Below are 25,613 nucleotides of genomic sequence, written 5' to 3' on the forward strand. Positions count from 1 at the left end.
CCGCCGGCAACGCCGCAGGGCGGCCACCCCGTACGGGATGACCGCCCTGTGGCGTCGTGCGGACCGGGCCCTTACTGGTTGTACGGACCGTAGTCGTAGTCCTCCAGCGGGACCGCCTGGCCGGAGCCGGTGCCGAAGGGCGAGTAGTCGATGTCGTCGTAACCGACGGCCGAGTACATCGCGGCCTTGGCCTCCTCGGTGGGCTCCACCCGGATGTTGCGGTAGCGGGACAGGCCCGTACCGGCCGGGATGAGCTTACCGATGATGACGTTCTCCTTGAGGCCGATGAGGCTGTCGGACTTGGCGTTGATCGCCGCGTCCGTCAGCACTCGGGTCGTCTCCTGGAAGGAGGCGGCCGACAGCCAGGATTCCGTCGCCAGCGAAGCCTTGGTGATACCCATCAGCTGCGGACGGCCGGAGGCCGGGTGGCCGCCTTCCGCCACGACGCGACGGTTCTCGCCCTCGAACTTCGAGCGCTCCACCAGCTCGCCCGGCAGCAGCTCCGCGTCGCCGGACTCGATGATCGTCACGCGGCGCAGCATCTGCCGGATGATGATCTCGATGTGCTTGTCGTGGATCGCCACGCCCTGGCTGTTGTAGACCTTCTGGACCTCGCCGACGAGGTGGACCTGGACGGCACGCTGGCCGAGGATCCGCAGCACGTCGTGCGGGTTGATGGCACCCAGGGTCAGCGGCTGGCCGACCTCGACGTGGTCGCCCTCGCCCACCAGCAGACGGGCGCGCTTGGAGACGCCGTACGCCGTCTCGTCACTGCCGTCGTCCGGGGTGACGACAACCTTCTTGGTCTTCTCGGTCTCCTCGATGCGGACGCGGCCGGCCGCCTCCGAGATCGGGGCGACACCCTTGGGGGTACGCGCCTCGAAGAGCTCGACGACACGCGGCAGACCCAGGGTGATGTCGTCACCGGCCACACCACCGGTGTGGAAGGTACGCATCGTCAGCTGGGTGCCGGGCTCACCGATGGACTGGGCGGCGATGATGCCGACCGCCTCACCGATGTCGACCAGCTTGCCGGTGGCCAGCGAGCGGCCGTAGCAGAAGGCGCAGGTGCCGACCGCCGACTCACAAGTCAGGACCGAGCGGGTCTTGACCTCCTCGACGCCGTGCGCGACCAGCTGGTCGATGAGCACGTCGCCGAGGTCGACGTTGGCGGAGGCGATGACCTTGCCGTCGACGACGACGTCCTCGGCCAGCATCCGGGCGTAGACGCTCGACTCCACGTCGTCCGTCTTGCGCAGGGAGCCGTCGGCGCCGCGGGTCGCGATCTTCAGCTTGAGGCCACGCTCGGTGCCGCAGTCCTCCTCGCGGATGATCACGTCCTGCGAGACGTCCACCAGACGACGGGTCAGGTAACCCGAGTCGGCGGTACGCAGGGCGGTGTCCGCCAGACCCTTACGGGCACCGTGCGTGGAGATGAAGTACTCCAGCACGGACAGACCCTCGCGGAACGAGGCCTTGATGGGACGCGGGATGGTCTCGTTCTTCGCGTTCGACACCAGACCACGCATACCGGCGATCTGCCGCATCTGCATCATGTTTCCTCGGGCACCCGAGTCAACCATCATGAAGATGGGGTTCGTCTTGGGGAAGTTCTCGTTCATCGCCTCGGCGACCTCGTTGGTCGCCTTGGTCCAGATGTTGATCAGTTCCTGAGTGCGCTCGTCCTTGGTGATCAGACCGCGCTCGTACTGCTTCTGGACCTTCTCGTCCTGGGCCTCGTAGCCCGCGACGATGCCCTTCTTGGCCTCCGGGACGACGATGTCCGAGACGGCGACGGTGACGCCGGAACGGGTCGCCCAGTGGAAGCCGGCCGCCTTCAGGTTGTCGAGCGTCGCCGCCACGATCACCTTGGGGTAGCGCTCGGCGAGGTCGTTGACGATCGCGGAGAGCTGCTTCTTGCCCACCGAGTAGTCGACGAACGGGTAGTCCTCGGGCAGCAGCTCGTTGAAGAGCGCGCGGCCCAGGGTCGTCCGCAGACGGAACGAGTCACCCTGCTGCCACTCCGGCTCGCCCTCTTCGGCGACCGGCGGGACGAAGCCCCGCGGCGGGACCGTACCGATCGGGAAGCGGATGTCGACCTTCGCCTGGAGCGACAGCTCCTTGGCGTCGAACGCCATGATCGCCTCGGCGACCGAACCGAACGCGCGGCCCTCACCGATGACCTTGCGCTCCTCCTCGTCGGTGGTGAGGAAGAACAGACCCAGGACCATGTCCTGCGTCGGCATGGTGACCGGACGGCCGTCGGCCGGCTTGAGGATGTTGTTCGAGGACAGCATCAGGATGCGGGCCTCGGCCTGCGCCTCCGCGGAGAGCGGCAGGTGGACGGCCATCTGGTCACCGTCGAAGTCCGCGTTGAACGCGGTGCAGACGAGCGGGTGGATCTGGATGGCCTTGCCCTCGACCAGCTGCGGCTCGAAGGCCTGGATGCCGAGGCGGTGCAGGGTGGGCGCACGGTTCAGCAGCACCGGGTGCTCGGCGATGACCTCTTCGAGGACGTCGTACACGACCGTGCGGCCGCGCTCGACCATCCGCTTCGCCGACTTGATGTTCTGCGCGTGGTTCAGGTCCACCAGGCGCTTCATCACGAACGGCTTGAAGAGCTCCAGCGCCATGGCCTTCGGCAGACCGCACTGGTGCAGCTTGAGCTGCGGGCCGACGACGATGACGGAACGCGCGGAGTAGTCCACACGCTTACCGAGCAGGTTCTGACGGAAGCGGCCCTGCTTGCCCTTGAGCATGTCGGACAGCGACTTCAGCGGACGGTTGCCGGGGCCCGTCACCGGGCGGCCGCGGCGGCCGTTGTCGAAGAGCGCGTCGACGGCCTCCTGGAGCATGCGCTTCTCGTTGTTCACGATGATCTCGGGGGCGCCGAGGTCGAGAAGCCGCTTCAGGCGGTTGTTGCGGTTGATCACGCGGCGGTACAGGTCGTTCAGGTCGGAGGTCGCGAAGCGGCCACCGTCCAGCTGCACCATCGGACGCAGGTCCGGGGGGATGACCGGGATGCAGTCCAGCACCATGCCCTTGGGGCTGTTGCGGGTCTGCAGGAAGGCGGAGACGACCTTGAGGCGCTTGAGCGCACGGGTCTTCTTCTGGCCCTTGCCGGTACGGATGATCTCGCGGAGGCGCTCGGCCTCCTCGTCGAGGTCGAAGGTCTCCAGACGCTTCTGCAGCGAGGCGGCGCCCATCGAACCGTCGAAGTACGTGCCGAAGCGGTCACGCAGCTCGCGGTAGAGCAGCTCGTCGCCCTCCAGGTCCTGGACCTTGAGGTTCTTGAAGCGGTTCCAGACCTCGTCGAGACGGTCGATCTCGCGCTGCGCGCGGTCGCGCAGCTGCTTCATCTCGCGCTCGGCACCCTCGCGCACCTTGCGGCGCACATCGGCCTTGGCGCCCTCGGCCTCCAGCTCGGCCAGGTCGGTCTCGAGCTTCTTGGCGCGGGCCTCCAGGTCGGAGTCGCGGCGCTGCTCGATCTGCTGGCGCTCGACGGAGACGTGCGCCTCCAGCGAGGGCAGGTCGCGCGTACGACGCTCCTCGTCCACCCAGGTGATCATGTAGGCGGCGAAGTAGATGACCTTTTCGAGGTCCTTCGGCGCGAGGTCCAGCAGGTAGCCCAGCCGGCTCGGCACGCCCTTGAAGTACCAGATGTGGGTCACGGGAGCGGCCAGCTCGATGTGGCCCATCCGCTCACGGCGCACCTTGGCGCGAGTGACCTCGACGCCGCAGCGCTCGCAGATGATGCCCTTGAAGCGGACGCGCTTGTACTTACCGCAGTAGCACTCCCAGTCCCGCGTCGGACCGAAGATCTTCTCGCAGAAGAGTCCGTCCTTTTCGGGCTTGAGGGTGCGGTAGTTGATGGTCTCCGGCTTCTTGACCTCACCGTGCGACCACTGACGGATGTCGTCAGCGGTGGCGAGGCCGATCCGCAGCTCGTCGAAGAAGTTGACGTCGAGCACTGTCGTCAATCCCACCTTCGGGGGTTGCCCCGACAATTGTTGCTGTCAGGGACGAGTCTCAATCTTGGTCTGACGGGGTCCGGGGTTGGCCGGGGCCCCGCAAGGAGGCCCCGGCCAGACCCGTCAGACCTCTTCGACGCTGCTCGGCTCGCGCCGGGACAGGTCGATACCGAGCTCTTCCGCCGCGCGGAAGACGTCCTCGTCGGTGTCGCGCATCTCGATGGACATACCGTCCGAGGACAGCACCTCCACGTTGAGGCAGAGCGACTGCATTTCCTTGATGAGCACCTTGAAGGACTCGGGAATGCCGGGCTCGGGGATGTTCTCGCCCTTGACGATGGCCTCGTAGACCTTCACGCGGCCGGTGACGTCGTCGGACTTGATCGTGAGCAGCTCCTGGAGGGCGTACGCGGCGCCGTACGCCTCCAGCGCCCACACCTCCATCTCACCGAAGCGCTGGCCACCGAACTGGGCCTTACCACCCAGCGGCTGCTGGGTGATCATCGAGTACGGACCGGTCGAGCGGGCGTGCAGCTTGTCGTCGACCAGGTGGTGCAGCTTGAGGATGTACATGTACCCGACCGAGATCGGGTCCGGGAACGGCTCGCCGGAGCGGCCGTCGAACAGCTGGGCCTTGCCGGAGGACTTCACCATCCGCTCGCCGTCGCGGTTGGGGAGCGTCGAGTCGAAGAGACCCGCCAGCTCGTCCTCGCGCGCACCGTCGAAGACCGGGGTGGCGACGTTGGTGCGCGGCGCGACGTCGTCGGCGCCGATCGCCTGCAGCCGCTGCTGCCAGTCCTCGCTGCCCTCGACCTTCCAGCCCTGGCTGGCGAGCCAGCCGAGGTGGATCTCCAGGACCTGACCCGGGTTCATTCGGGACGGGACACCCAGCGGGTTGAGGATGATGTCGACCGGGGTGCCGTCCTCCAGGAACGGCATGTCCTCGACCGGCAGGATCTTCGAGATGACGCCCTTGTTGCCGTGGCGGCCGGCGAGCTTGTCACCGTCGGTGATCTTGCGCTTCTGCGCGACGTAGACGCGGACCAGCTGGTTCACGCCCGGGGGCAGCTCGTCGCCCTCCTCGCGGTCGAAGACGCGGACGCCGATGACCTTGCCGATCTCACCGTGCGGCACCTTCAGCGAGGTGTCACGGACCTCGCGCGCCTTCTCACCGAAGATCGCGCGGAGCAGACGCTCCTCGGGGGTCAGCTCGGTCTCACCCTTGGGCGTGACCTTGCCGACGAGGATGTCGCCGGCGACGACCTCGGCACCGATCCGGATGATGCCGCGCTCGTCGAGGTCGGAGAGGACCTCTTCGGAGACGTTCGGGATGTCCCGGGTGATCTCCTCCGGGCCGAGCTTGGTGTCACGGGCGTCGACCTCGTGCTCCTCGATGTGGATCGAGGAGAGGACGTCGTCCTGCACGAGGCGCTGCGACAGGATGATCGCGTCCTCGTAGTTGTGACCCTCCCAGGGCATGAACGCCACGAGCAGGTTCTTGCCGAGCGCCATCTCGCCTTCGTCCGTGGACGGACCGTCGGCGAGGACCTGGCCCTCGATGACCCGCGCGCCCTCGTCCACGACGACCTTCTGGTTGAAGGAGGTGCCCTGGTTGGAACGGGTGAACTTGGCGACGCGGTACGTGGTGTACGTGCCGTCGTCGTTGGCGACGGTGATGTAGTCCGCGGAGACCTCCTGGACCACACCGTCCTTCTCCGCCTTGATGACGTCGCCGGCGTCGACCGCGCAGCGGTACTCCATGCCGGTGCCGACCAGCGGCGACTCCGCCTTGATCAGCGGAACGGCCTGGCGCATCATGTTCGATCCCATGAGCGCGCGGTTGGCGTCGTCGTGCTCCAGGAACGGGATCATGGCGGTCGCGGCCGACACCATCTGGCGCGGCGAGACGTCCATGAAGTCCACCTCGTCGGCGGGGACGAGGTCGACCTCGCCGCCACGGCGGCGGACCAGCACACGCTGCTCGGCGAAGCGCATGTCATCGGTGAGCTTCGCGTTGGCCTGCGCGATCAGGAAGCGGTCCTCCTCATCCGCGGTGAGGTAGTCCACCTCCTCCGTGACCTGGCCGTCGACGACCTTGCGGTACGGCGTCTCGATGAAGCCGAAGACGTTGACCCGTCCGTAGGAGGCGAGCGAGCCGATCAGACCGATGTTCGGGCCTTCGGGCGTCTCGATCGGGCACATACGGCCGTAGTGCGAGGGGTGCACGTCACGGACGTCCAGACCGGCCCGCTCACGGGAGAGACCGCCGGGGCCCAGCGCGGACAGACGGCGCTTGTGGGTCAGGCCCGACAGCGGGTTCGTCTGGTCCATGAACTGCGACAGCTGGCTGGTGCCGAAGAACTCCTTGATGGAGGCGACGACCGGCCGGATGTTGATCAGGGTCTGCGGCGTGATCGCCTCGACGTCCTGGGTGGTCATACGCTCACGCACGACGCGCTCCATACGGGCGAGACCCGTACGGACCTGGTTCTGGATCAGCTCGCCGACGTTGCGCAGACGGCGGTTGCCGAAGTGGTCGATGTCGTCGGTCTCGACGACGATCTCCGTGCCGTTCTCACCGATCGTCTCGGTCTCACCGGCGTGCAGCTTCACCAGGTACTTGATCGTGGCGATGATGTCGTCGGTGGTGAGCACACCGGCGTCGAGCGGCTCGTCGCCGCCGAGCTTCTTGTTGACCTTGTAGCGGCCGACCTTCGCGAGGTCGTAGCGCTTGGGGTTGAAGTAGAGGTTCTCCAGCAGCGTCTGCGCGGCCTCGCGCGTCGGCGGCTCGCCCGGACGCAGCTTGCGGTAGATGTCGAGCAGCGCGTCGTCCTGGCCCTGGGTGTGGTCCTTCTCCAGGGTGGCGCGCATGGACTCGTACTCGCCGAACTCCTCAAGGATCTGCTCGGTCGTCCAACCGAGCGCCTTGAGCAGGACGGTCACGGACTGCTTGCGCTTACGGTCGATGCGCACACCGACCATGTCGCGCTTGTCGATCTCCAGCTCCAGCCAGGCACCACGGGAGGGGATGACCTTGGCGGAGAAGATGTCCTTGTCGGACGTCTTGTCGATGGAGCTGTCGAAGTAGACACCCGGCGAGCGGACCAGCTGCGAGACGACGACACGCTCGGTGCCGTTGATGCAGAAGGTGCCCTTGTTGGTCATGAGCGGGAAGTCGCCCATGAAGACCGTCTGGGACTTGATCTCGCCGGTCTCGTTGTTGGTGAACTCGGCGGTGACGAAGAGCGGAGCCGCGTACGTGAAGTCGCGCTCCTTGCACTCGTCGATGCTGTTCTTCGGGGGCTCGAAGCGGTGGTCGCGGAACGTCAGCGACATCGACCCGGAGAAGTCCTCGATCGGGGAGATCTCTTCGAAGATCTCTTCCAGACCGGACTTGGTGGGAACTTCCTGCCCACTCTCCAGCGCAGCCTCGACGCGACCCTTCCATGCGGCGTTGCCGAGCAGCCAGTCGAAGCTTTCGGTCTGCAGCGCAAGGAGGTTCGGAACCCCGAGGGGCTCCTTGATCTTCGCAAAGGAGATGCGCAGCGGGGCGGTGCTGTCGCCGTTGTTCGTATTGGCAGTCGAGGCGTTGCGCGAGGCGGCCAAGAGGGGGTCCTTCCGAGGGCTCGGACTCACTACGCGCGTACCGGTCCCGAGAGGAACAGACTGAGGGAAAGCCCAGGTCAGAGCGGTTCGATCAGTGATGTTCTACTTCGGGTATGCCCCTGGTGACGGGCAGGGAGCAGCTAACAGGCAGCGCAAAGGGTCAGTGTAGCCACTTGGCCCACTGATGTCCAGAGCGAGTTTCCGGAAGACCGGTTCAACGCCGTGATACCGCTCTTCTCCCTCCGGGAGGTGGCACCTCCACACCGGAGGAACCCCTCGTTGTTCTGCTGTGCGTTCAATGCCCTGCGCCTGCCGAAAGCCCCGCGCCTGTGGCGCACATCGATGCTTCCCTCTTCGCCCGCGATCCATGCCTCGGAGCTCGGACCGCTTCGCATCGCGTCCCGAGAATTGCGCGCCACGTGCGGTTCGTCAAGGCCCCCTGCCCCGGCGGGAACGTCACACGGCCCACGTCCGGACGACGAAGATCACCATACTCGCACGTCGGCGGGGGCGCCGCAGCCGTGACGAGCACGCCGAAGGGCGACCACCCGCTTGGGTGATCGCCCTTCGCTGGTCCCGCTACGCCGCGAGGGCGTTCAGGACGCGAGTCGGAGACTCAGTGAGGTCACTTGACCTCGACGGAGGCGCCGGCGCCCTTGAGGGCCTCGGCGGCCTTGTCGGCGGCAGCCTTGTCGACCTTCTCCAGGACCGGCTTCGGGGTGCCGTCCACGAGGTCCTTGGCCTCCTTCAGACCCAGGGAGGTCAGCTCACGCACGACCTTGATGACCTGGATCTTCTTGTCGCCGGCACCGGTGAGGATGACGTCGAACTCGTCCTGCTCCTCGGCGGCGGCAGCGTCGCCACCGGCGGCGGCGCCACCGGCAACGACGACCGGCGCGGCAGCGGCGGCGGTGACGTCGAACTTCTCCTCGAACGCCTTCACGAACTCGGAGAGCTCGATGAGGGTCATCTCCTCGAACTGCGCGAGCAGGTCTTCCTGGCTGAGCTTCGCCATGGTGGCGGTCCTTCCACTAATTCGGCTGGTGCCGGATGTACATGTCAGGCGGGCGTACGTCGGGCCCGCTGTGGCCGCTCCGCCTAGGCACGCCTAGACGGAAGCCGCCAATGTGCGAGCCGAATTACTCGGCACCGCCCTGCTCGGCCTGCTGGGCACGGAGCGCGTCCACGGTGCGGACGAGCTTCGACGGCAGCGCCTGGAAGACAGAGGCAGCCTGCGACTGCTTGCCCTTCATGGCACCGGCCAGCTTGCTGAGCAGAACCTCGCGGGACTCGAGGTCCGCAAGCTTCTTGATGTCGTCAGCAGAGAGCGCCTTCCCTTCGAAGACACCGCCCTTGATGACGAGGTTCTGGTTCTCCTTGGCGAAGTCACGAAGACCCTTCGCCGCCTCGACCGGGTCACCGGTGACGAAGGCGACGGCCGTCGAGCCCTGAAGGTGCTCGTCCAGCACGGAGATCCCGGCCTCCTGGGCCGCGATCTTGGTCAGCGTGTTCTTCACCACACGGTACTGAGCGTTGTCACCGAGCGAACGGCGCAGATCCTTGATCTGCGCGACGGTAAGTCCGGTGTACGCGGTGACGACAGCAGCGTTGGAGTTACGGAACTTGTCCGTGATCTCCTCGACAGCTGCGACCTTGTCGGGACTTGCCATGAGCCTCGGCCTCCTTCCGGGTGATGAGGACCGCGCAGAAGGGGCTGGGCAAAACAAACGCCCCGGCGCAGGCGCACGGGGCGTGACTCAACCGTCCGACGGAGCGTCCGGGAGTTCATCCACACATACCTGCGCAGGCCGTCCGCAGCTAGCGGATCCTTCGGCCACCACGCGCCCCGAGAAGGACGCGCAGAGACAACCAGCGGTCTTTGGCTTCCTCGGTACGGTACGCGAACGGCCCACGCGCAGGCAAATCCGCCGCGAGGGGCGCCGTCACGCCCCTCGCCTGCGGTTCCGCGCCTCGGTCAGGCGCCGGGGGCGGTCATCGTCTGGCTCGCCGGCGGCGGCTCGACGGTGACCTTGGTGCCGTAGTCGGTGTAGAACGCCGTCGCGTCGGTGGGCATCTTGCCGGAGACGTGCTCCTCCTTCTTCACCAGGAGGTTGTCACCGTCGATCCAGAGGTCGAGCTTCTCGCTCTTCGCCCCGCCCTGCTCCAGCTGCTTCTGGACGGCGTCGCGGATCTCCTTGCTGAGGTTCTTGCTCAGGTCGGCCATGGTGACGGTGCCGGTGTAGTGCGTCGCCTCGACGCCGTTGACCTGCTCCTTGCCGACGACCTTGGCGGTGCCGGAGGCCATCAGCAGCTCGATCGGCATGCTCGGGTTGGCGTTGTTGAGGACGTCCTTGACGGCGGTGCCGGACGCGCCCATCTGCTTCGACAGGGCCTCGTAGGAGTACTTGACCCAGGGCTTGCCGCCCGCGCCGGGCATGGCCGAGCCCATGTTCATGTACACCGCGTCCTGGGTGTAGAGCGCCTTGATCGGCTTGCCGCCGGTGGGGCTCTTGGCACCGGAGAGGGTGTTCTCGACGTTCATCTGCATGCCCTGCGACCAGTCGAGACCGCCCTTGGTGGTCTGCTTGAACCGGCCGTTGGCGTTGGTGGTCTCCGTCGTGCCGTCGAACTTCGCGGAGTTCTTGGCCGCCGTGGCCTCCTTGGCCGCCTTCAGGGCGTCCGCCGGGCCCTGCGCCGCCTTGTCGCCGCCCGCGGCGTCACCGCCGCCGCTGCCGGACCCCTTGGCGCCGTTGTTACAGGCGCTGAGACCGCCCACCAGCAGAACAACCCCCGCCACTGCGGCGGTGATTCGCGTGCTACGCATCTGAGGCTCCCCCTAGGAAATCGCTGTGCGGAATGCGGAGGTGACTCTAATGCACCCCACCGACACAGCACGCAACAGGCCCCGTGTCCGGTTCCGGACACGGGGCCTGCGTCATGCTGCGCGCGCTGGAGGCACGTCGATCACGCGGATCAGACGGCCTCTTCCTCCACGAGGAGGTTGCGGGTGCGGTTGGCGTCCAGCGGGATGCCGGGGCCCATCGTGGTGGTGATGGTCGCCTTCTTGATGTAGCGGCCCTTCGCGGCGGACGGCTTGAGGCGGTTGATCTCCTCGAGCGCCGCGGCGTAGTTCTCCACCAGCTTGGACTCGTCGAAGGAGACCTTGCCGATGATGAAGTGGAGGTTCGCGTGCTTGTCCACGCGGAACTCGATCTTGCCGCCCTTGATGTCGGTGACAGCCTTGGCGACGTCCGGGGTGACGGTGCCGGTCTTCGGGTTCGGCATCAGACCACGGGGACCGAGCACGCGGCCGAGGCGGCCGACCTTGCCCATGAGGTCCGGGGTGGCGACGACGGCGTCGAAGTCCAGACGGCCCTTGGAGACCTCGTCGATCAGTTCGTCGGAGCCGACGATGTCGGCGCCCGCGGCCTCCGCGGCCGCAGCACGGTCACCGGTCGCGAAGACCAGGACCCGGGCGGTCTTACCGGTGCCGTGCGGGAGGTTCACGGTGCCGCGGACCATCTGGTCGGCCTTGCGCGGGTCGACACCCAGACGCATGGCAACCTCGACGGTCGCGTCGAACTTGGCGGACGAGGTGTCCTTGGCGAGACGGACGGCCTCGAGCGGGGCGTACAGACGCTCCCGGTCGATCTTCGCGTCCGCGTTGCGAAGAGTCTTGCTGCGCTTCACTGCTGCTCCTGAACAGGTGCGACCGTGCGGTTCTCACCGCGCGGAGGATGGAGTCGTGGTGCGGGCCAGCGCCTGGCCCTGCCACGGGTGGCGGTTACGCCGGTACGAGCTGTCAGCCCTCGACGGTGACGCCCATGGACCGGGCGGTGCCCGCGATGATCTTCGCGGCGGCGTCCAGGTCGTTGGCGTTGAGGTCGGGCATCTTGGTCGTGGCGATCTCGCGCACCTGGGCGTCGGTGATCTTCGCGACCTTCTTGGTGTGGGGCTCGCCGGAGCCCTTGTCCACACCGGCGGCCTTAAGGATCAGCTTCGCGGCCGGCGGGGTCTTGGTCACGAAGGTGAAGGAACGGTCTTCGTAGACCGTGATCTCCACCGGCACGACCATGCCGCGCTGCGACTCGGTCGCGGCGTTGTAGGCCTTGCAGAACTCCATGATGTTCACGCCGTGCTGACCCAGCGCGGGGCCGACCGGCGGGGCCGGGTTCGCGGCACCGGCCTGGATCTGGAGCTTGATGAGCCCCGTGACCTTCTTCTTCTTGGGAGGCATGCTCTCTCCGGGTCCTAGTGAGAGGTGGTTCGCCCCGCTATCCGGTCATCCGGATGGAGGCATACCGCACAACGATAACGGGTATAGTCGCGCGGCCGAAAACCGAGCAGGTCAGACAGGCTGCGAGAGCCGGTCTGACCTGATCGGAAGCGGGTGTCCGGAAGAGCGTCAGTTCTTCTGGATCTGGTCGAAGCTCAGCTCGACCGGGGTCTCGCGGCCGAAGATCTCGACGAGGCCCTTGACCTTCTTCGAGTCGGCGTTGATCTCGTTGATCGTGGCCTGGAGCGTCGCGAACGGGCCGTCGGTGACGGTGACGGAGTCGCCCACCTCGAAGTCCAGCACCTGGACCTCGACCTTCCGCTGCGGCGCCGGCTTGCCCTCGGCCGCGGCGGCTTCCTTGGCGGCCTTCTCCTCGGCCTCCGGGGCGAGCATCTTGACGATCTCGTCCAGCGTGAGCGGGTACGGGTCGTAGGCGTTGCCCACGAAGCCGGTGACGCCGGGGGTGTTGCGGACGACGCCCCAGGACTCGTTCGTCAGATCCATGCGCACGAGCACGTAGCCCGGGAGCTTGTTCTGGCGGACGTTCTTCCGCTCGCCGTTCTTGATCTGGACGATCTCTTCCTCGGGGACCTCGGCCTGGTAGATGAAGTCCTCGACGTTGAGCGAGACGGCGCGCTGCTCCAGGTTGGCCTTCACGCGCTTCTCGTAGCCCGCGTAGGTGTGGATGACGTACCACTCACCGGGCAGGCCGCGCAGCTCGTCGCGGAGGGCGGTGATCGGGTCGACCGGCTCCGCCTCGTCCTCGGCGGTCTCCTCGGCCTCGTCCTCGACGTGGACGGCGGCGGATTCGGCGGGCTCGCCGGCCTCGGTGTCCTCGGCGTCGATCTCGTCGGCGCCGTCGGCGTCCTCGACGATGTCGACGGCGCCCTCGCCATCGGAGACGGCGGCAGCGTCGCCCTCGACCTCGGCCGGGACGGCCGCGTCCACGTCGGCCTCAGCGGCCGTGACGGGCTCGGCGGCGTCGTTCAGGTTCGGGTCAGACACGTGGCTGCTTCTTCCTGGCTTCAAGGGGTTGAACATGCGAAAGGGCACCCCGCTGAGGTGCCCTCCGCGGGATCAGCCGAAGACGTACCCGACGACTCGGTTGATCCCCAAGTCAATCACGGTTACGAGACCGATGATGATGACGACGAAGACGATCACCACGGTGGTGTACGTCGACAGCTGGCTGCGGGAGGGCCAGACGACCTTGCGGAGCTCCGCGACGATCTGGCGGTAGAAGAGCGCCATACGTGCGAGCGGGCCCTTCTTGCCGCGCTTACCGCCGCGACGGGGCTTCTTCTTCGACTCCGCGGTGTCGTCCTCGGAACGACCGCGCTCAGGCATGTCGATGGAGCCCAGGGCGTCCGTCACTCGTCCTCACCTGAATCCGGGTCGTGGCCGTACAGCGTCCGGCCCGGCCGCACGGCGGTGCATTTCAGTACGTACGCGTGCACGCACTGCGGTGAAGAAGTGCGTGTAGCAGGGCCGGAGGGACTTGAACCCCCAACCGCTGGTTTTGGAGACCAGTGCTCTACCAATTGAGCTACGACCCTTTGTGCGTCCCCCAACCTACCTCATGTGTCCGGCGCACCAAGTGCGTGGAACGCGCTGCCCGGTTGGGAGCCAACGGTCAGCGAGTGTACGTGTTCCGAGGCCGGGCGTCGAACAGAAACGTCCCGGGCGGCGCCGGGAAAGCCCCCGGCCGGGCCGCCCGGGGTCTGCGACGATGCCGTCATGAGCGCTGTCTCCTACTCAGAAACGACCGGTTCCGCGGGCGGGTCCCGCCGGGTCTCCGCCCGCGTCGGGGCCATCTCCGAGTCCGCCACGCTCGCCGTCGACGCCAAGGCCAAGGCCCTGCGGGCCGCCGGCCGCCCGGTGATCGGGTTCGGCGCCGGGGAGCCCGATTTCCCCACACCCGACTACATCGTGGAGGCGGCCGTCGCCGCCTGCCGTCTGCCGAAGTACCACCGCTACAGCCCGGCCGGCGGGCTGCCCGAACTGAAGGCGGCGATCGTCGAGAAGACCCGGCGCGATTCGGGGTACGAGGTCGAACCGGCCCAGGTCCTGGTGACCAACGGCGGCAAGCAGGCGATCTACGAGGCGTTCGCGGCGCTGCTCGACCCGGGCGACGAGGTGATCGTCCCGGCGCCGTACTGGACGACGTACCCGGAGTCCGTGCGGCTGGCCGGGGGCGTGCCCGTGCCGGTGGTCGCCGATGAGACGACCGGGTACCGGGTGGGCGTCGAGCAGTTGGAGGCGGCGCGTACGGAGCGGACCAAGGTGCTGGTGTTCGTCTCGCCGTCGAACCCGACCGGGGCGGTGTACCCGCGTGAGCAGGTCGAGGCGATCGGCCGGTGGGCGGCGCGGCACGGACTGTGGGTGCTGACCGACGAGATCTACGAGCATCTGGTCTACGGCGACGCGGAGTTCTGTTCGCTGCCGGTGGTCGTGCCGGAGCTGCGGGACCGGTGCGTGGTGGTCAACGGCGTGGCGAAAACGTACGCGATGACCGGCTGGCGGGTGGGGTGGGTGCTCGGGCCGAAGGACGTGGTCAAGGCGGCGACCAACCTCCAGTCGCACGCCACGTCCAACGTCGCGAACGTCGCGCAGGCGGCGGCGGTGGCGGCGCTGAGCGGTGATCTGACGGCCGTCGAGGAGATGCGGACCGCCTTCGACCGGCGGCGGCGCACCATCGTGCGGATGCTCAACGAGATCGACGGGGTGGTGTGCCCGGAGCCGGAGGGCGCGTTCTACGCCTACCCGTCGGTGAAGGGTGTGCTGGGCAAGGAGATCCGCGGGCGGCGGCCGGGCAGCAGTGCGGAGCTGGCGGAGCTGATCCTGGAGGAGGCGGAGGTCGCGGTCGTGCCGGGCGAGGCGTTCGGTACGCCCGGCTATCTGCGGCTGTCGTACGCGCTCGGTGACGACGATCTGGCCGAGGGCGTGACGCGGATCCAGCGGCTGCTGGCCGAGGCGCGGTAGCCGTCCGCGGAACGTCCGTGCGGGTCATCGGGGTCCTCCCGGTGGCCCGTACGCGTTTTCCCCGGTCAGCTCGTTCGGGGGCCGGGCTACCGGCGTGGCGGGTGTGTGCGGCAAGATCGGTGAATGGAGAGCGTTCGTGACGTGCGTCTGTTGCCGAAGGCCCATCTGCACCTGCACTTCACGGGGTCGATGCGGAGCACGACCCTGCTGGAGCTGGCCGACAAGTACGGCGTCCATCTGCCCGAGGCGCTGCGCGGCGGGGAGCCGCCGAAACTGCGGGCGACGGATGAGCGGGGCTGGTTCCGCTTCCAGCGGCTGTACGACATCGCCCGGTCCTGTCTGCGGTCCCCCGAGGACATCCAGCGGCTGGTGCGCGAGGCCGCCCAGGAGGACGTCGCGGACGGGTCGGGGTGGCTGGAGATCCAGGTCGACCCGACGTCGTACGCGCCCCGGCTGGGCGGGCTGATCCCGGCGCTGGAGATCATCCTGGACGCGGTGCGGGCCGCCTCGCGGGAGACCGGTCTGGGGATGCGGGTGGTGATCGCGGCGAACCGTATGAAGCATCCGCTGGACGCCCGGACGCTGGCCCGGCTCGCGGTGCGCTACGCGGGGCAGGGCGTCGTCGGGTTCGGGCTCTCCAACGACGAACGCCGGGGGTTCGCACGGGACTTCGACCGGGCCTTCGCCATCGCGCGGGAGGGCGGGCTGCTGGCGGCGCCGCACGGCGGGGAGCTGTCGGGGCCGGCGAGTGTGCGGGACTGTCTGGACGATCTGCACGCCGGGCGGGTCGGCCACGGGGTGCGCGCCGCGGAGGATCCGGCGCTGCTGCGGCGGCTGGCGGAGCGCGGCGTGACCTGCGAGGTGTGTCCGGCGTCCAACGTCGCGCTGGGCGTGTACGAGAAGCAGGAGGACGTGCCGCTGCGGACGCTCTTCGAGGCCGGGGTGCCGGTGGCGCTGGGCGCCGACGACCCGCTGCTGTTCGGCTCGCGGCTGGCCGCGCAGTACGACATCGCGCGGCGCGTGCACGGCTTCACCGACGCGGAGCTGGCGGAGCTGGCCCGGCAGTCGGTCCGCGGCTCCCGGGCGCCGGAGCCGGAGCGCGGACGGCTGCTGGCGGGGATCGACGCCTGGCTGGCGGGCTGAGGGCGTACGGGGCGCGGGGCCGGGCGCGCGGCCCGTCCATGGTGTGCCGGAGGCCGGTGGCGTCGTAACGGCTGCGGATGCGTCGGCGCCTTGGGCCCGGCCGTCCGGTGCCGGGTTTCCCGGGTCCGGACGGCCGGCGCCGTACGGGCCGGGAGTCGGCGCCGTACGGCCCGGAAACCGATGCCGTAAGGGCCGGAAGCCGGCGTAAGGGCCGGAGCGTACGGGCTAGAGGCTGACGCCGACCGTCACCGGCTCGTTGACGAGGGTGATGCCGAAGGCGGCGTGGACGCCGTCGCGGACCTCGCGGGCGAGGGCGAGGAGGTCCTCGGTGGTGGCCGCGCCGCGGTTGGTGAGGGCGAGGGTGTGCTTGGTGGAGATGCGGGCGGGGCCGGTGCCGTAGCCCTTGGTGAAACCGGCCTTGTCGATCAGCCAGGCCGCGGAGGTCTTGACCAGGCCGTCGCCGGCGGGGAAGGCGGGCGGGGCGGTGTCCGGACCGAGGCGGTCGTGGACGCGGGCGACGAACGCGGTGTGCTCGGCCTCGGTGAGGACGGGGTTGGTGAAGAAGGAACCGGCGGACCAGGTGTCGTGGTCGTCCGGGTCGAGGACCATGCCCTTACCGGCGCGCAGGGCGAGGACGGTGGCGCGGGCGGTGGCCGCGGGAACGCGCTGACCTGCCTCGACGCCGAGCACTCGGGCCGTCTCGGGGTACTTCAGCGGGGCGGAGAGGCCGCCCGCGTCCTCCAGCGCGAAGCGGACGCGCAGCACGACGTAGCGGTCCGGCTCGACCTTGAAGCGGCTGTGCCGGTAGGCGAAGCCGCACTCGGCGTTGGTGAGGGTGACCGTCTCCTCGGCGCGCCGGTCGTAGGCGACGACCTCGGTGATCGTCGCGGAGACCTCCTGGCCGTACGCGCCGACGTTCTGGATCGGGGTGGCGCCGGCCGAACCGGGGATGCCGGCGAGGCATTCGATGCCGGCGAGTCCGGCCTCGACGGTGCGGGCGACGGCGTCGGACCAGTTCTCGCCGGCGGCCAGTTCCAGGCGGGTGCCGTCGAGGGTGAGGCCGCGGGTCGCGATCCGCAGGGCGGTGCCGTCGAAGCCCTTGTCGCCGATGACGAGGTTGGAGCCGCCGCCGATGATCAGCAGCGGGGTCCCGGCGGTGTCGGCCTCCCGGACGGCGGCGATCACCTCGTCGTCCGTGACGGCCGTGATCAGTCGGTTCGCCGGGCCGCCGAGCCGGAAGGTGGTCAGCGGGGCGAGCGGGGCTTGGGTTTCCTCGTGGCGTTCCTGCACGCGCCCAAGGGTACGGGGGCGGCCGGAACCGGCCGCCCCCGCAGGTGCCCGCTCGGCGGGTGTCCGCTCAGGCGAGGCGGACGACGGCGCGGGACATGCCCAGCACCTTCTGGCCGCCGCTCTTCGCGGTGAGGTCCACGCGGACGGTGCGGGCCTCGTCGTCGAGCTTGGCCGAGACCTTGCCGCTGACCTCGATGAGCGCGCCGGTGTCGTCGTTGGGGACGACGACGGGCTTGGTGAAGCGGACGCCGTACTCGGCGACGGCCGCCGGGTCACCGGCCCAGTCGGTGATGACGCGGGCGGCCTCGGCCATGGTGAACATGCCGTGCGCGATGACGTCCGGCAGTCCGACCTCCTTGGCGAACTTCTCGTTCCAGTGGATCGGGTTGAAGTCGCCGGAGGCGCCCGCGTAGCGGACGAGGGTGGCGCGGGTCACCGGGAAGGACTGCGCCGGGAGTTCGGTGCCGACCTCGACGTCGTCGTAGGAGATCTTCGCGGTCATGTCAGGACGCCTCCTCGACGGCGCGGGCGACGAGCTTGGTGGTCGCGGTCACGACGTGCTCGCCATTCTCGTCGTGGACGTCGCCGCGGATGTCGATGATGTCGTTGCCGGCCATCGTCTTGATCGCCTCGATGGTGGAGGTGATGCTGAGCCGGTCACCGGCGCGCACCGGGCGCGAGTAGGCGAATTTCTGATCGCCGTGCACCACGCGGCTGTAATCCAGGCCCAGTTGCGGGTCCTCGATCACCCGGCCCGCGGCCCGGAAAGTGATCGCGAACACAAAGGTCGGCGGGGCGATCACCTCGGGGTGGCCGAGCGCCTTGGCCGCTTCGGTATCGGTGTACACAGGATTCGGATCACCGATCGCCTCGGCGAATTCCCGGATCTTTTCCCGGCCGACCTCATACGGGTCGGTGGGCGGGTACGTACGACCGATGAATGACGGGTCGAGCGCCATTGGCTCGCAACCTCCCTGACTACTGGGGTGATAACGCCGTGAGGCCGCCCCCATTATCTGGGGACGGCCTCACGAACGAGCCTGAGTTATCGCGTCTCGCGGTGCGCGGTGTGCGAGTTGCAACGAGGGCAGTGCTTCTGCATCTCAAGACGGTCCGGGTTGTTACGCCGGTTCTTCTTGGTGATGTAGTTCCGCTCCTTGCACTCCACGCAGGCCAGCGTGATCTTCGGGCGGACGTCGGTGGCAGCCACGTGAGTGCTCCTTGACGGACGGACGGACGGATGAACGCATAAAAGAGTAGCCGATCGAAGGACCGACCCCACAATCGGCTACTGTCAGTAGCGGTGACCGGACTTGAACCGGTGACACAGCGATTATGAGCCGCTTGCTCTACCGACTGAGCTACACCGCTGCGATGCGGGGGAACCTCGCCCGAAGGCGAGGAATCCTCACACCAGAGCCCCAATACGGAATCGAACCGTAGACCTTCTCCTTACCATGGAGACGCTCTGCCGACTGAGCTATTGGGGCGAGCGATGAAGACATTACACGGCCCGCCGCCAAACGTGAAATCCGTATCCGGGTGGCGCCCGCCGTGGCGGTCCGCACCACGCCGGTACGACTATTCCGCGCCTGCGCGGGGCGCCCGGGGGCGCGTCCTAGGCTCGGAGCACGCTGCGTGATCTTGCACGCCCGTGGCTTCGAGGAGCGCGATGTCCGACAGCAGTTCACCGCAGCCGCCCCCGCGGCCGGGCAGGCCGGACGGCGGCGCGTCCGCGCATTCCGAAGCGGGCTCGCTGGCGCTGTGCGGCGCACGGCTCGCGGACGGCCGCGCGGTGGACGTACGGCTCGGCGGTGGCCGTATCGAGGCGGTCGGGACGGCCGGGGCGCTGGCCTGGCAGGGCACCCGGGTGGACCTCTCCGGCTATCTGCTGCTGCCGGCGCCCGCGGAGCCGCACGCGCACTGCGACACGGCGCTGACCGCGGACGCGGCGGGTCCGGCGTCCGACTCCCCCGACGACGTCCAGCGGCGCACCACCGAGGCGGCGCTGCTCCAGCTCGGGCACGGGGCGACCGCCTCGCGCACCCATGTGCGGGTCGGCGGGGTGCGGGGGCTGCGGGCGCTGGAGGCGGTGCTCAAGGCGCGGCGGTCGCTGCGGGGGCTGGCGGATCTGTCGGCGGTGGCGGTGCCGCGGGTGCTGACCGGGGTGGCGGGCGCGGACGGGCTGGCGATGCTGCGGGACGCGGTCGCGATGGGTGCGTCCGTGGTCGGCGGCTGCCCGGACCTGGACCCGGACCCCGCCGGGCACGTCGAGGCGGTGCTCGCGGTGGCCGCGGAGCACGGCGCCCCGGTGGATCTGCACACGGACGGGGACGATCCGGCCCGGCTGGCCCGGTTGGCGGCGATGGCGGGCGGGCTGCGGCCCGGGGTGGCGATCGGGCCGTGCGCCGGGATGGCCCGGATGCCGCGGAGTGTGGCGGGCCGGGTCGCCGAGCAGCTCGCGGCGGCGGACGTGACCGTCGTCTGTCTGCCCCAGGGCGACTGCGCGGCGCTGGAGCGGTACGGGTCCCGGGTGGCCAGGCCCGCGCCGGTGCGGCTGCTGCGGGACGCGGGCGTACGGGTGGCGGCGGGCAGCGGGGCGCTGCGGGACGCGGCGAACCCGGTGGGCCGCGGTGACCCGCTGGAGGCGGCGTACCTGCTGGCGTCCCTGGGGGAGGCCACGCCGGAGGCCGCGTACGAGGCGGTGAGCGGGGCGGCGCGGGCGGTCCAGGGGCTGCCGGAGGTGCGCGTCGAGGCGGGTTTCCCGGCGGAGCTGCTGGCGGTGCGGGGTGAGCGGATCGCGGGGGTGCTGTCGCTGGCGTACAGCCGGGTGGTGATCCACCGGGGGCGGGTGGTGGCGCGGACCAGCGCGGTGCGGGAGTACTGCGACGCGGCGGTGGCGGTGGCGCTGGATCTGCCGCGGCAGTCGCAGCGGTGAGCGGGGCGGTCCGTGGGACACCGGGACGCCCCGGCCGCTCGGGGCAGGGTTCGCGGGGCTGGTCGGAGGCGGCCGCGGGGGCGGGGAGCCGGGGGTTCGGCGGTGCGGTGCGGGGTTGATCCCGGTGGGGGCGTGGGTGCGCCGGGCGGGCCCGTAAGGGGCGGTTTCGGGGTGGCTGCGGGTCGGGGCGCGTTGGCGGGGGCCGGGGGGCGGGTAGCGGGCGTGGTGTCGGCCGTGCGGGCCCGGGGCGGGAGTGGGTCCGTCGCGGCGGGCGGGATTCGGGGCGGGGTCGTCTACGGTCGGCGGCATGCGCATTGTCATCGCAGGTGGACATGGTCAGATCGCGCTGCGGCTGGAGCGGTTGCTCGCCGCGCGCGGGGACGAGGTGGCCGGCGTCATCCGCCGGCCGGAGCAGGCGGGTGACCTGCTGGCGGCGGGTGCCGAGCCGGTGGTGTGCGATCTGGAGTCGGCGTCCGTCGCGGATGTGGCGCGGCATCTGGAGGGCGCGGACGCCGCGGTGTTCGCCGCGGGCGCGGGGCCGGGCAGCGGCGCCGCCCGGAAGGACACGGTGGACCGCGGCGCGGCGTCGCTGTTCGCCGACGCGGCGGAGGCGGCGGGCGTCCGGCGGTTCGTGGTGGTGTCCTCGATGGGCGCGGACCGGGAGCCGTCGGAGGGCACCGACCCGGTGTTCGCCGCGTATCTGCGGGCCAAGGGCGCCGCGGACGCGGACGTACGGGCGCGGGCCGGGCTCGACTGGACGGTCCTGCGCCCCGGGCGGCTGACCGACGACGCGGGCACGGGCCTGGTGACGCTGGCGGAGGCGACGGGCCGGGCCGAGGTGACCCGCGACGACGTGGCGGCCACGCTGCTGGCCCTGCTGGACACCCCGGCCACCGCGGGCCGCACGCTGGAGCTGATCAACGGCGGGACGCCGGTGGACGAGGCGGTACGGGCGGTGGCCGGGGGCTGATCCGGCGGCCTTCGGCGGGGCCGGTCGGTGGAAGGTCCGCCCGGGTGCGTGGGTGGCTGGTTCCGCGCTGCCGGCTCCGGGGCGGGCCGCCGCGCCGTCGGGCGGGTCCTCGGGCGGACCGTCCCGCCCGGCCCGTGCCCGCCCCGCTCCCGGCGTCGGGCCACCTCTCCGGGGCGGGCACCGGAGCGGGACGTCCGCAGACGTCGGGCCAGGGCCGGGCAAGCCGTCGGGCCGGGTGTCGTACGAAGCCGTCGCTCTGTCCGGCCGAGCCGTGTCCGGCCTGGTCGGAGCCCGGCCGGAGCGGCGGCGGCGATCGGGGAGCATCACCGGGCCGTGGCCCCGGACGGCCGGAACAGGCACTGCCGGGGCCCCGCTCCCGCGCCTGCGGGCCGGGCCGTCGCGCCCCGGCGGCCCGGCCCGCCGCCGGACGCCGAGGCGCCCCTTCCCCGGTCAGGCTCCCGGAAGGAGCTGTATCTTCCGGCCCGTTCCCGCGCGGAAGGTGTTCAGGGCGGTGGTGAAATCGGCCAGGGGGAAGCGGTGGGTGAGCATCGTGCCGGCGTCGATGACGCCCTTGGCCATGAGGTCGACGGCGCGGCCGAAGCTGTGCAGGACGGCCATCGAGCCGACGATGGTGATCTCGTCGTTGTAGATCTGGAACGGGGAGATGGACGCCTTGGCCGCCGACGGCGCGACGCCGAACTGCTGGAACGTACCGCCGCGGCGCACCCGGGTGAGGCCGTCCTCGATGGCGGGGACGGCGCCGGTGCAGTCGATGACCGTTTCCCAGCCGCCGGGGCGCTCCAGCGCGTCGGCGGCGGTGGCGGTGGCGTCGGCGCCGAGGCGGGCGGCGACGGCGAGGCGGTCCTCGTTGACATCGACGACCGAGAGGGAGGCGGCTCCGGCGGTGCGGGCGAGCTGGAGCATCAGCAGGCCCATGGTCCCGGCGCCGTAGATCAGGTAGTGGTCGCCGAGGCGGCGCGGCAGGACGTCGAAGCCGCGGACCGCGCAGGACAGCGGTTCGATGAGGGTGCCCTGGACGGTGTCGACGTTCTCCGGGAGGCGGTGGCAGTTGGCGGCGGGCACCGTGACGTACTCGGCCATCGCGCCGTCGACGGTGTCGCCGATGGCGCCCCACCGCTCGCAGAGGTTGCCGCGGCCGATGGCGCAGAAGTGGCAGGCGCCGCAGAAGAGTGAGGGGTCGACGGCGACCTGTGTGCCCGCGGGCAGTCCGGTCACCCCCTCACCCAGGGCGACGACCTCGCCGGTGAACTCGTGCCCGGGGATGATCGGGTACGGCGTGGGGGCGAACTCGCCCTCGACGATGTGCACATCGGTCCCGCAGATCCCGACCGCCGCGGGCGCCACGACGACCTCACCGGGCCCGGGGGTCGGGTCCGCGACGGTGGTGAGGGTGTGGGTGCCGGGCTTTTCGACGACGACGGCGCGCATGGATCGGCCTTTCTCGTTGCGGTTCCGGGTGCGGTGGTGCGTGGGTGGCAAGTGGGTGCGGGGCTTTCAGGTCCGTGGGGCGGCGGGGGTGACGGTGCGGACCTCGGTGCCCAGCTCCCGGGCGGCGCGCAGTTCGTCGGCGGGCGCGCGGTCGTCGGTGAGCAGCAGGTCGTACGCGCCGACGTCGCCGTAGCAGTGAGTGGCGGTGCGGCCGAACTTGCGGTGGCCCACGGCGAGTACGGACCGGTCGGCGGCCTGGGCGTAGGCGCGTTTGTTGTCGGCGTACTGGCGGACCGGGTGGTAGAGCTGCCCGGCGCTGATCGAGGTGGCGGTGACGAAGGCGAGGTCGGCGCGCAGCGCGCGCAGCTCACGCCGGGAGCGGGGGCCCGCACAGGATTCGAAGTCCTCGTGGAACCGGCCGCCCAGCAGGGTGACTTCGGCGGACGAGCCGGTCAGGAGGTAGGCGACGCGCAGGGAGTTGGTGATGACGTGGACGCCCTCGACGGCGGCCAGGCGGCGGGCGAGCGGGAAGAGGGTGGAGCCGCAGTCGACGAGAACGGTGCTGCCGGGGGTGACCTCCGCGACGAGCGCGTCGGCGAGCGCCGTCTTGATGTCGAGGTCGGCGTGCTCACGGAAGCGGACCGCGCTCTCCATGGTGACGACGGGGAAGGCGGTGGCCACTCCGCGTCCTTTGTGGAGGAGTTGGCGTTCGGTGAGGTTGTCGAGGTCGCGGTGCATCGTCATCACGCTGACGCCGAGCCGCTCGGCGAGATCGGCTATCCGTATTTCGCCCTCGTCGGCGACGTGACGCAGCACCGTCCTGCGGCGCGCTTCCACTTCTGCCTCGGACCCACGGCTCGGTCGCACGGCCGGCCGCCCCCCTTCGCTGGCTCGACGCGTTCCCCCGGAACGTCGCTCACGGCTTCCTCCGACGATAAGGCGCGGCGCGCGAAAGCCACACACTTTATGTGAAGTTCAGGGAATTCCCAGGGTTTTCCCCGAGGGGTCGCGGCCCGCTCGCGGGGCACGTCCGGGGCGGGCGGCGGGGCCCGGACATCGGTGGTGTGATGGAGGGAGAGAAGACGGCACGAAAGGGGCGGAAGGGGAGCCGTTCCCGGGGCGCCGCCGGGGGGTGTCGTGGCGCTCCGCCATCCGGAAGGAGACTGTCATGCCCGGCACATCCGGCACGGCCGGCCCGCTGCGCGCCCAGGACATCATGACCGGCGGGGCACACTGCATCGGGGCCCACGATTCGCTGCGCGCGGCGGCGCGGATGATGCGCGATCTCGGCGTCGGCTGCCTGCCCATCTGCGGTGACAACAACCGCCTGATCGGCATGGTCACCGACCGCGACATCGTGATCCGCTGCTGCGCCGAGGGCATCGACCCGGCGACGGTGCAGGCCGGCACGTTGGACGGCCCGCTTCACTGGATCGACGCGGCGGCGGACGCCCGGCAGGTCCTCGACACCATGGAACAGCACCGGATCAAGCGTCTCCCGGTGATCGACGTCCGCGGCGGCCACCGCCTCATCGGGATGATCACCGAGGCGGATCTCGCCAAGAACCTCAGCGACGCCCAGGTCGCCGAGTTCGCGGGGCGGGTGTACGCGGACGCGCGGTGAGGTGCGGCCGCGTACGTGCCGCGCGGGTACGGCGGACGTACGCGGCGGCTGACGGGCGACCGCCGCCGCACGGGGCGGCGGACGTGCCCGGCGGCAGCGGCCCGGACGCCGGAGCGGGCGGGACCCACCCAGGACCGTACGGACACCGCCCCGGGCCCAGCGCGTACGCGCCACCCACCGAGTCCCGGAGCCGTGCGTTCCGGGCCCCGGAACTTCCGCCCCGGGCGTCCGTGGCGTCCGGGGCGGCGACGGCCCCCAGGCCCGCCGGGGGCCGTCGCCGCGCCCCGCCCCCCTACACCACCGCGCCCCGGCGCGCCTGGCCCCGGAACAGACCCGGCGCCCCGCCGCTTCCGGGGCGCCGCACCGCCCCGTAACCGCGTGGCGTCCCTCTCCGGCCCGCCGTACGATCCGGCCATGACGACACCGGACTTCGAGCGCCGATGCGCCGAAATCGCCCGTCAGAGCGCGCAGTTGCGGGACCTCGTCGAGGGGGCCGACGCGCTGGCGCCCGTACCCGGCTGCCCGGGGTGGCATCTGGGGCAGTTGGTGCGGCACGTCGGGGGCGCGCACCGCTGGGTCGAGGAGATCGTCCGGACCCGTGCCGCCCGGGAGGTCCCGGACGACGCGGTGAACGAGGTCGCGCCGCGCCGGGCCGAGGACATGGCCGCCCTGGGCGCCTGGCTGGACGAGGGCGCCGGGCGCCTGGTCGCGGAGTTGCGCGCGGCCGGGCCCGGCGCCCGGGTGTGGACGGTGCTGCCCGGGGTGACGTCCCCGGCGTTCTGGGCCCGGCGGATGGCGGGTGAGACCCTCGTCCACCGCGCGGACGCGGCGCTCGCCGTCGGCGCGGAGTTCACCGCCGACGACGACGCGGTCCGCGACGCGGTCGACGAGTGGCTGTCCTTCTGCGACCACCCGGAGGCGTACGCACCGCTGCCCGGCTCCCCCGCCGTCCTCGGCCCGGGGCGCACCCTGGCCTTCGACACGGCACCGGACGCCCCGGCGGACGGCGACCGCCCCACGCGCGGCACCTCCCCGGCGGACGGCGCCCCCACAGCAAGCGGCAGCCCCTCCCCCGTCAGCGCCCCCTCCCCCGTCGACCGGTCTCTGGCCTGCGGCGATCCGGCACCGGTCGCCCCCGCCCGCTGGCTCGTCGACCTGACCGGCGACACCCCCGTCCTCCACCGCACCGCCGCCCCGGCCACCGTCACCGTCCGCGCCACCCCGACGGCCCTGCTGCTCTTCCTCTACGGACGCCCGGTCCCCGACGGCGCCCTGAGCATCACCGGCGACCGGGGCCTGCTCACCCTGTGGCGGGACCGGGCGGCGTTCTGGCTGACCTGACGGGAGCCCGCCGGGCCCCGGGC

The 25,613-nt window shown here is 70.3% G+C and carries 21 protein-coding genes and 3 tRNA genes; 6 read left to right on the forward strand and 18 right to left on the reverse strand.

The window, feature by feature from the left end:
- Positions 1–71: 71 nt before the first annotated feature.
- The 10 genes from ACZ4M8_RS21805 to ACZ4M8_RS21850 all read right to left on the reverse strand — a co-directional run bounded on the left by ACZ4M8_RS21805 (position 72) and on the right by ACZ4M8_RS21850 (position 13,409).
- Complete coding sequence (locus ACZ4M8_RS21805; RefSeq protein WP_399097038.1) at positions 72–3,971, reverse strand: DNA-directed RNA polymerase subunit beta'; 3,900 nt, start codon at positions 3,969–3,971, stop codon at positions 72–74.
- Between the two features lie 123 nt (positions 3,972–4,094).
- A complete protein-coding gene (gene rpoB, locus ACZ4M8_RS21810; RefSeq protein ID WP_467609728.1) occupies positions 4,095–7,577 on the reverse strand; it encodes a DNA-directed RNA polymerase subunit beta in 3,483 nt (1,160 codons plus the stop codon).
- 625 nt (positions 7,578–8,202) lie between these two features.
- Positions 8,203–8,592 (reverse strand): 50S ribosomal protein L7/L12, encoded by a 390-nt coding sequence (rplL, locus tag ACZ4M8_RS21815; RefSeq protein WP_030283468.1) that lies wholly within the window; start codon positions 8,590–8,592, stop codon positions 8,203–8,205.
- Between the two features lie 124 nt (positions 8,593–8,716).
- A complete protein-coding gene (rplJ, locus tag ACZ4M8_RS21820) occupies positions 8,717–9,247 on the reverse strand; it encodes a 50S ribosomal protein L10 (RefSeq protein ID WP_399089195.1) in 531 nt (176 codons plus the stop codon).
- Between the two features lie 305 nt (positions 9,248–9,552).
- Positions 9,553–10,401, reverse strand: coding sequence for an SCO4651 family lipoprotein (locus ACZ4M8_RS21825; RefSeq protein ID WP_467609730.1), 849 nt, complete (start codon positions 10,399–10,401; stop codon positions 9,553–9,555).
- Between the two features lie 149 nt (positions 10,402–10,550).
- Positions 10,551–11,267: a 50S ribosomal protein L1 gene (gene rplA / locus ACZ4M8_RS21830; protein WP_399089189.1), complete on the reverse strand. Its 717-nt coding sequence runs from the start codon at positions 11,265–11,267 to the stop codon at positions 10,551–10,553.
- A 112-nt stretch (positions 11,268–11,379) separates the two neighbouring features.
- Positions 11,380–11,814: a 50S ribosomal protein L11 gene (gene rplK / locus ACZ4M8_RS21835; RefSeq protein WP_030283474.1), complete on the reverse strand. Its 435-nt coding sequence runs from the start codon at positions 11,812–11,814 to the stop codon at positions 11,380–11,382.
- A gap of 168 nt (positions 11,815–11,982) precedes the next feature.
- A complete protein-coding gene (nusG, locus tag ACZ4M8_RS21840) occupies positions 11,983–12,858 on the reverse strand; it encodes a transcription termination/antitermination protein NusG (RefSeq protein WP_467609732.1) in 876 nt (291 codons plus the stop codon).
- Between the two features lie 72 nt (positions 12,859–12,930).
- On the reverse strand, positions 12,931–13,227 hold the full coding sequence (secE, locus tag ACZ4M8_RS21845) for a preprotein translocase subunit SecE (RefSeq protein ID WP_143940023.1): 297 nt from the start codon (positions 13,225–13,227) through the stop codon (positions 12,931–12,933).
- Between the two features lie 109 nt (positions 13,228–13,336).
- Positions 13,337–13,409: transfer RNA gene (locus ACZ4M8_RS21850), tRNA-Trp, on the reverse strand.
- A gap of 181 nt (positions 13,410–13,590) precedes the next feature.
- On the opposite strand from ACZ4M8_RS21850, the gene ACZ4M8_RS21855 reads away from it, so the two are divergent.
- Both ACZ4M8_RS21855 and ACZ4M8_RS21860 read left to right on the forward strand, forming a co-directional pair.
- A complete protein-coding gene (locus ACZ4M8_RS21855) occupies positions 13,591–14,835 on the forward strand; it encodes a pyridoxal phosphate-dependent aminotransferase (protein WP_467609734.1) in 1,245 nt (414 codons plus the stop codon).
- A gap of 123 nt (positions 14,836–14,958) precedes the next feature.
- Positions 14,959–15,978 (forward strand): adenosine deaminase, encoded by a 1,020-nt coding sequence (locus ACZ4M8_RS21860; protein WP_467609736.1) that lies wholly within the window; start codon positions 14,959–14,961, stop codon positions 15,976–15,978.
- Between the two features lie 225 nt (positions 15,979–16,203).
- Here ACZ4M8_RS21860 and ACZ4M8_RS21865 read toward each other — a convergent pair whose 3' ends face one another.
- The 6 genes from ACZ4M8_RS21865 to ACZ4M8_RS21890 form a co-directional block, all read right to left on the reverse strand.
- Complete coding sequence (locus ACZ4M8_RS21865; RefSeq protein ID WP_467609738.1) at positions 16,204–17,268, reverse strand: UDP-N-acetylmuramate dehydrogenase; 1,065 nt, start codon at positions 17,266–17,268, stop codon at positions 16,204–16,206.
- Between the two features lie 67 nt (positions 17,269–17,335).
- Positions 17,336–17,770, reverse strand: a complete 435-nt coding sequence (locus tag ACZ4M8_RS21870) for a MaoC family dehydratase (protein ID WP_399089174.1) — start codon at positions 17,768–17,770, stop codon at positions 17,336–17,338.
- A gap of 1 nt (position 17,771) precedes the next feature.
- Positions 17,772–18,227 (reverse strand): FAS1-like dehydratase domain-containing protein, encoded by a 456-nt coding sequence (locus tag ACZ4M8_RS21875; RefSeq protein ID WP_399089171.1) that lies wholly within the window; start codon positions 18,225–18,227, stop codon positions 17,772–17,774.
- 86 nt (positions 18,228–18,313) lie between these two features.
- The gene (gene rpmG, locus ACZ4M8_RS21880) at positions 18,314–18,478 is read right to left on the reverse strand and encodes a 50S ribosomal protein L33 (protein ID WP_376682812.1); all 165 of its coding nucleotides are present in this window, start codon (positions 18,476–18,478) and stop codon (positions 18,314–18,316) included.
- An 88-nt stretch (positions 18,479–18,566) separates the two neighbouring features.
- A tRNA-Met gene (locus ACZ4M8_RS21885) sits at positions 18,567–18,639 on the reverse strand.
- 46 nt (positions 18,640–18,685) lie between these two features.
- A tRNA-Thr gene (locus ACZ4M8_RS21890) sits at positions 18,686–18,758 on the reverse strand.
- A 182-nt stretch (positions 18,759–18,940) separates the two neighbouring features.
- Between ACZ4M8_RS21890 and ACZ4M8_RS21895 the strand changes: the two genes are divergently transcribed.
- Positions 18,941–20,206 carry an amidohydrolase family protein gene (locus tag ACZ4M8_RS21895; RefSeq protein ID WP_467609741.1) on the forward strand — a complete coding sequence of 422 codons (1,266 nt, stop codon included), beginning with the start codon at positions 18,941–18,943 and terminating at the stop codon, positions 20,204–20,206.
- Positions 20,207–20,513: 307 nt separating this feature from the next.
- Positions 20,514–21,176, forward strand: a complete 663-nt coding sequence (locus ACZ4M8_RS21900) for an NAD(P)H-binding protein (protein ID WP_467609743.1) — start codon at positions 20,514–20,516, stop codon at positions 21,174–21,176.
- A 450-nt stretch (positions 21,177–21,626) separates the two neighbouring features.
- Here ACZ4M8_RS21900 and ACZ4M8_RS21905 read toward each other — a convergent pair whose 3' ends face one another.
- Both ACZ4M8_RS21905 and ACZ4M8_RS21910 read right to left on the reverse strand, forming a co-directional pair.
- On the reverse strand, positions 21,627–22,625 hold the full coding sequence (locus ACZ4M8_RS21905; RefSeq protein ID WP_467609745.1) for a zinc-dependent alcohol dehydrogenase family protein: 999 nt from the start codon (positions 22,623–22,625) through the stop codon (positions 21,627–21,629).
- 66 nt (positions 22,626–22,691) lie between these two features.
- Complete coding sequence (locus ACZ4M8_RS21910; RefSeq protein WP_467609747.1) at positions 22,692–23,492, reverse strand: DeoR/GlpR family DNA-binding transcription regulator; 801 nt, start codon at positions 23,490–23,492, stop codon at positions 22,692–22,694.
- Positions 23,493–23,793: 301 nt separating this feature from the next.
- Between ACZ4M8_RS21910 and ACZ4M8_RS21915 the strand changes: the two genes are divergently transcribed.
- Together ACZ4M8_RS21915 and ACZ4M8_RS21920 are read left to right on the forward strand one after the other, a co-directional pair.
- Complete coding sequence (locus ACZ4M8_RS21915) at positions 23,794–24,249, forward strand: CBS domain-containing protein (RefSeq protein ID WP_467609748.1); 456 nt, start codon at positions 23,794–23,796, stop codon at positions 24,247–24,249.
- 414 nt (positions 24,250–24,663) lie between these two features.
- Positions 24,664–25,590, forward strand: coding sequence for a maleylpyruvate isomerase N-terminal domain-containing protein (locus ACZ4M8_RS21920; protein WP_467609750.1), 927 nt, complete (start codon positions 24,664–24,666; stop codon positions 25,588–25,590).
- Positions 25,591–25,613 lie beyond the last annotated feature (23 nt).

The organism is Streptomyces sp. NPDC027185 (assembly GCF_055567035.1).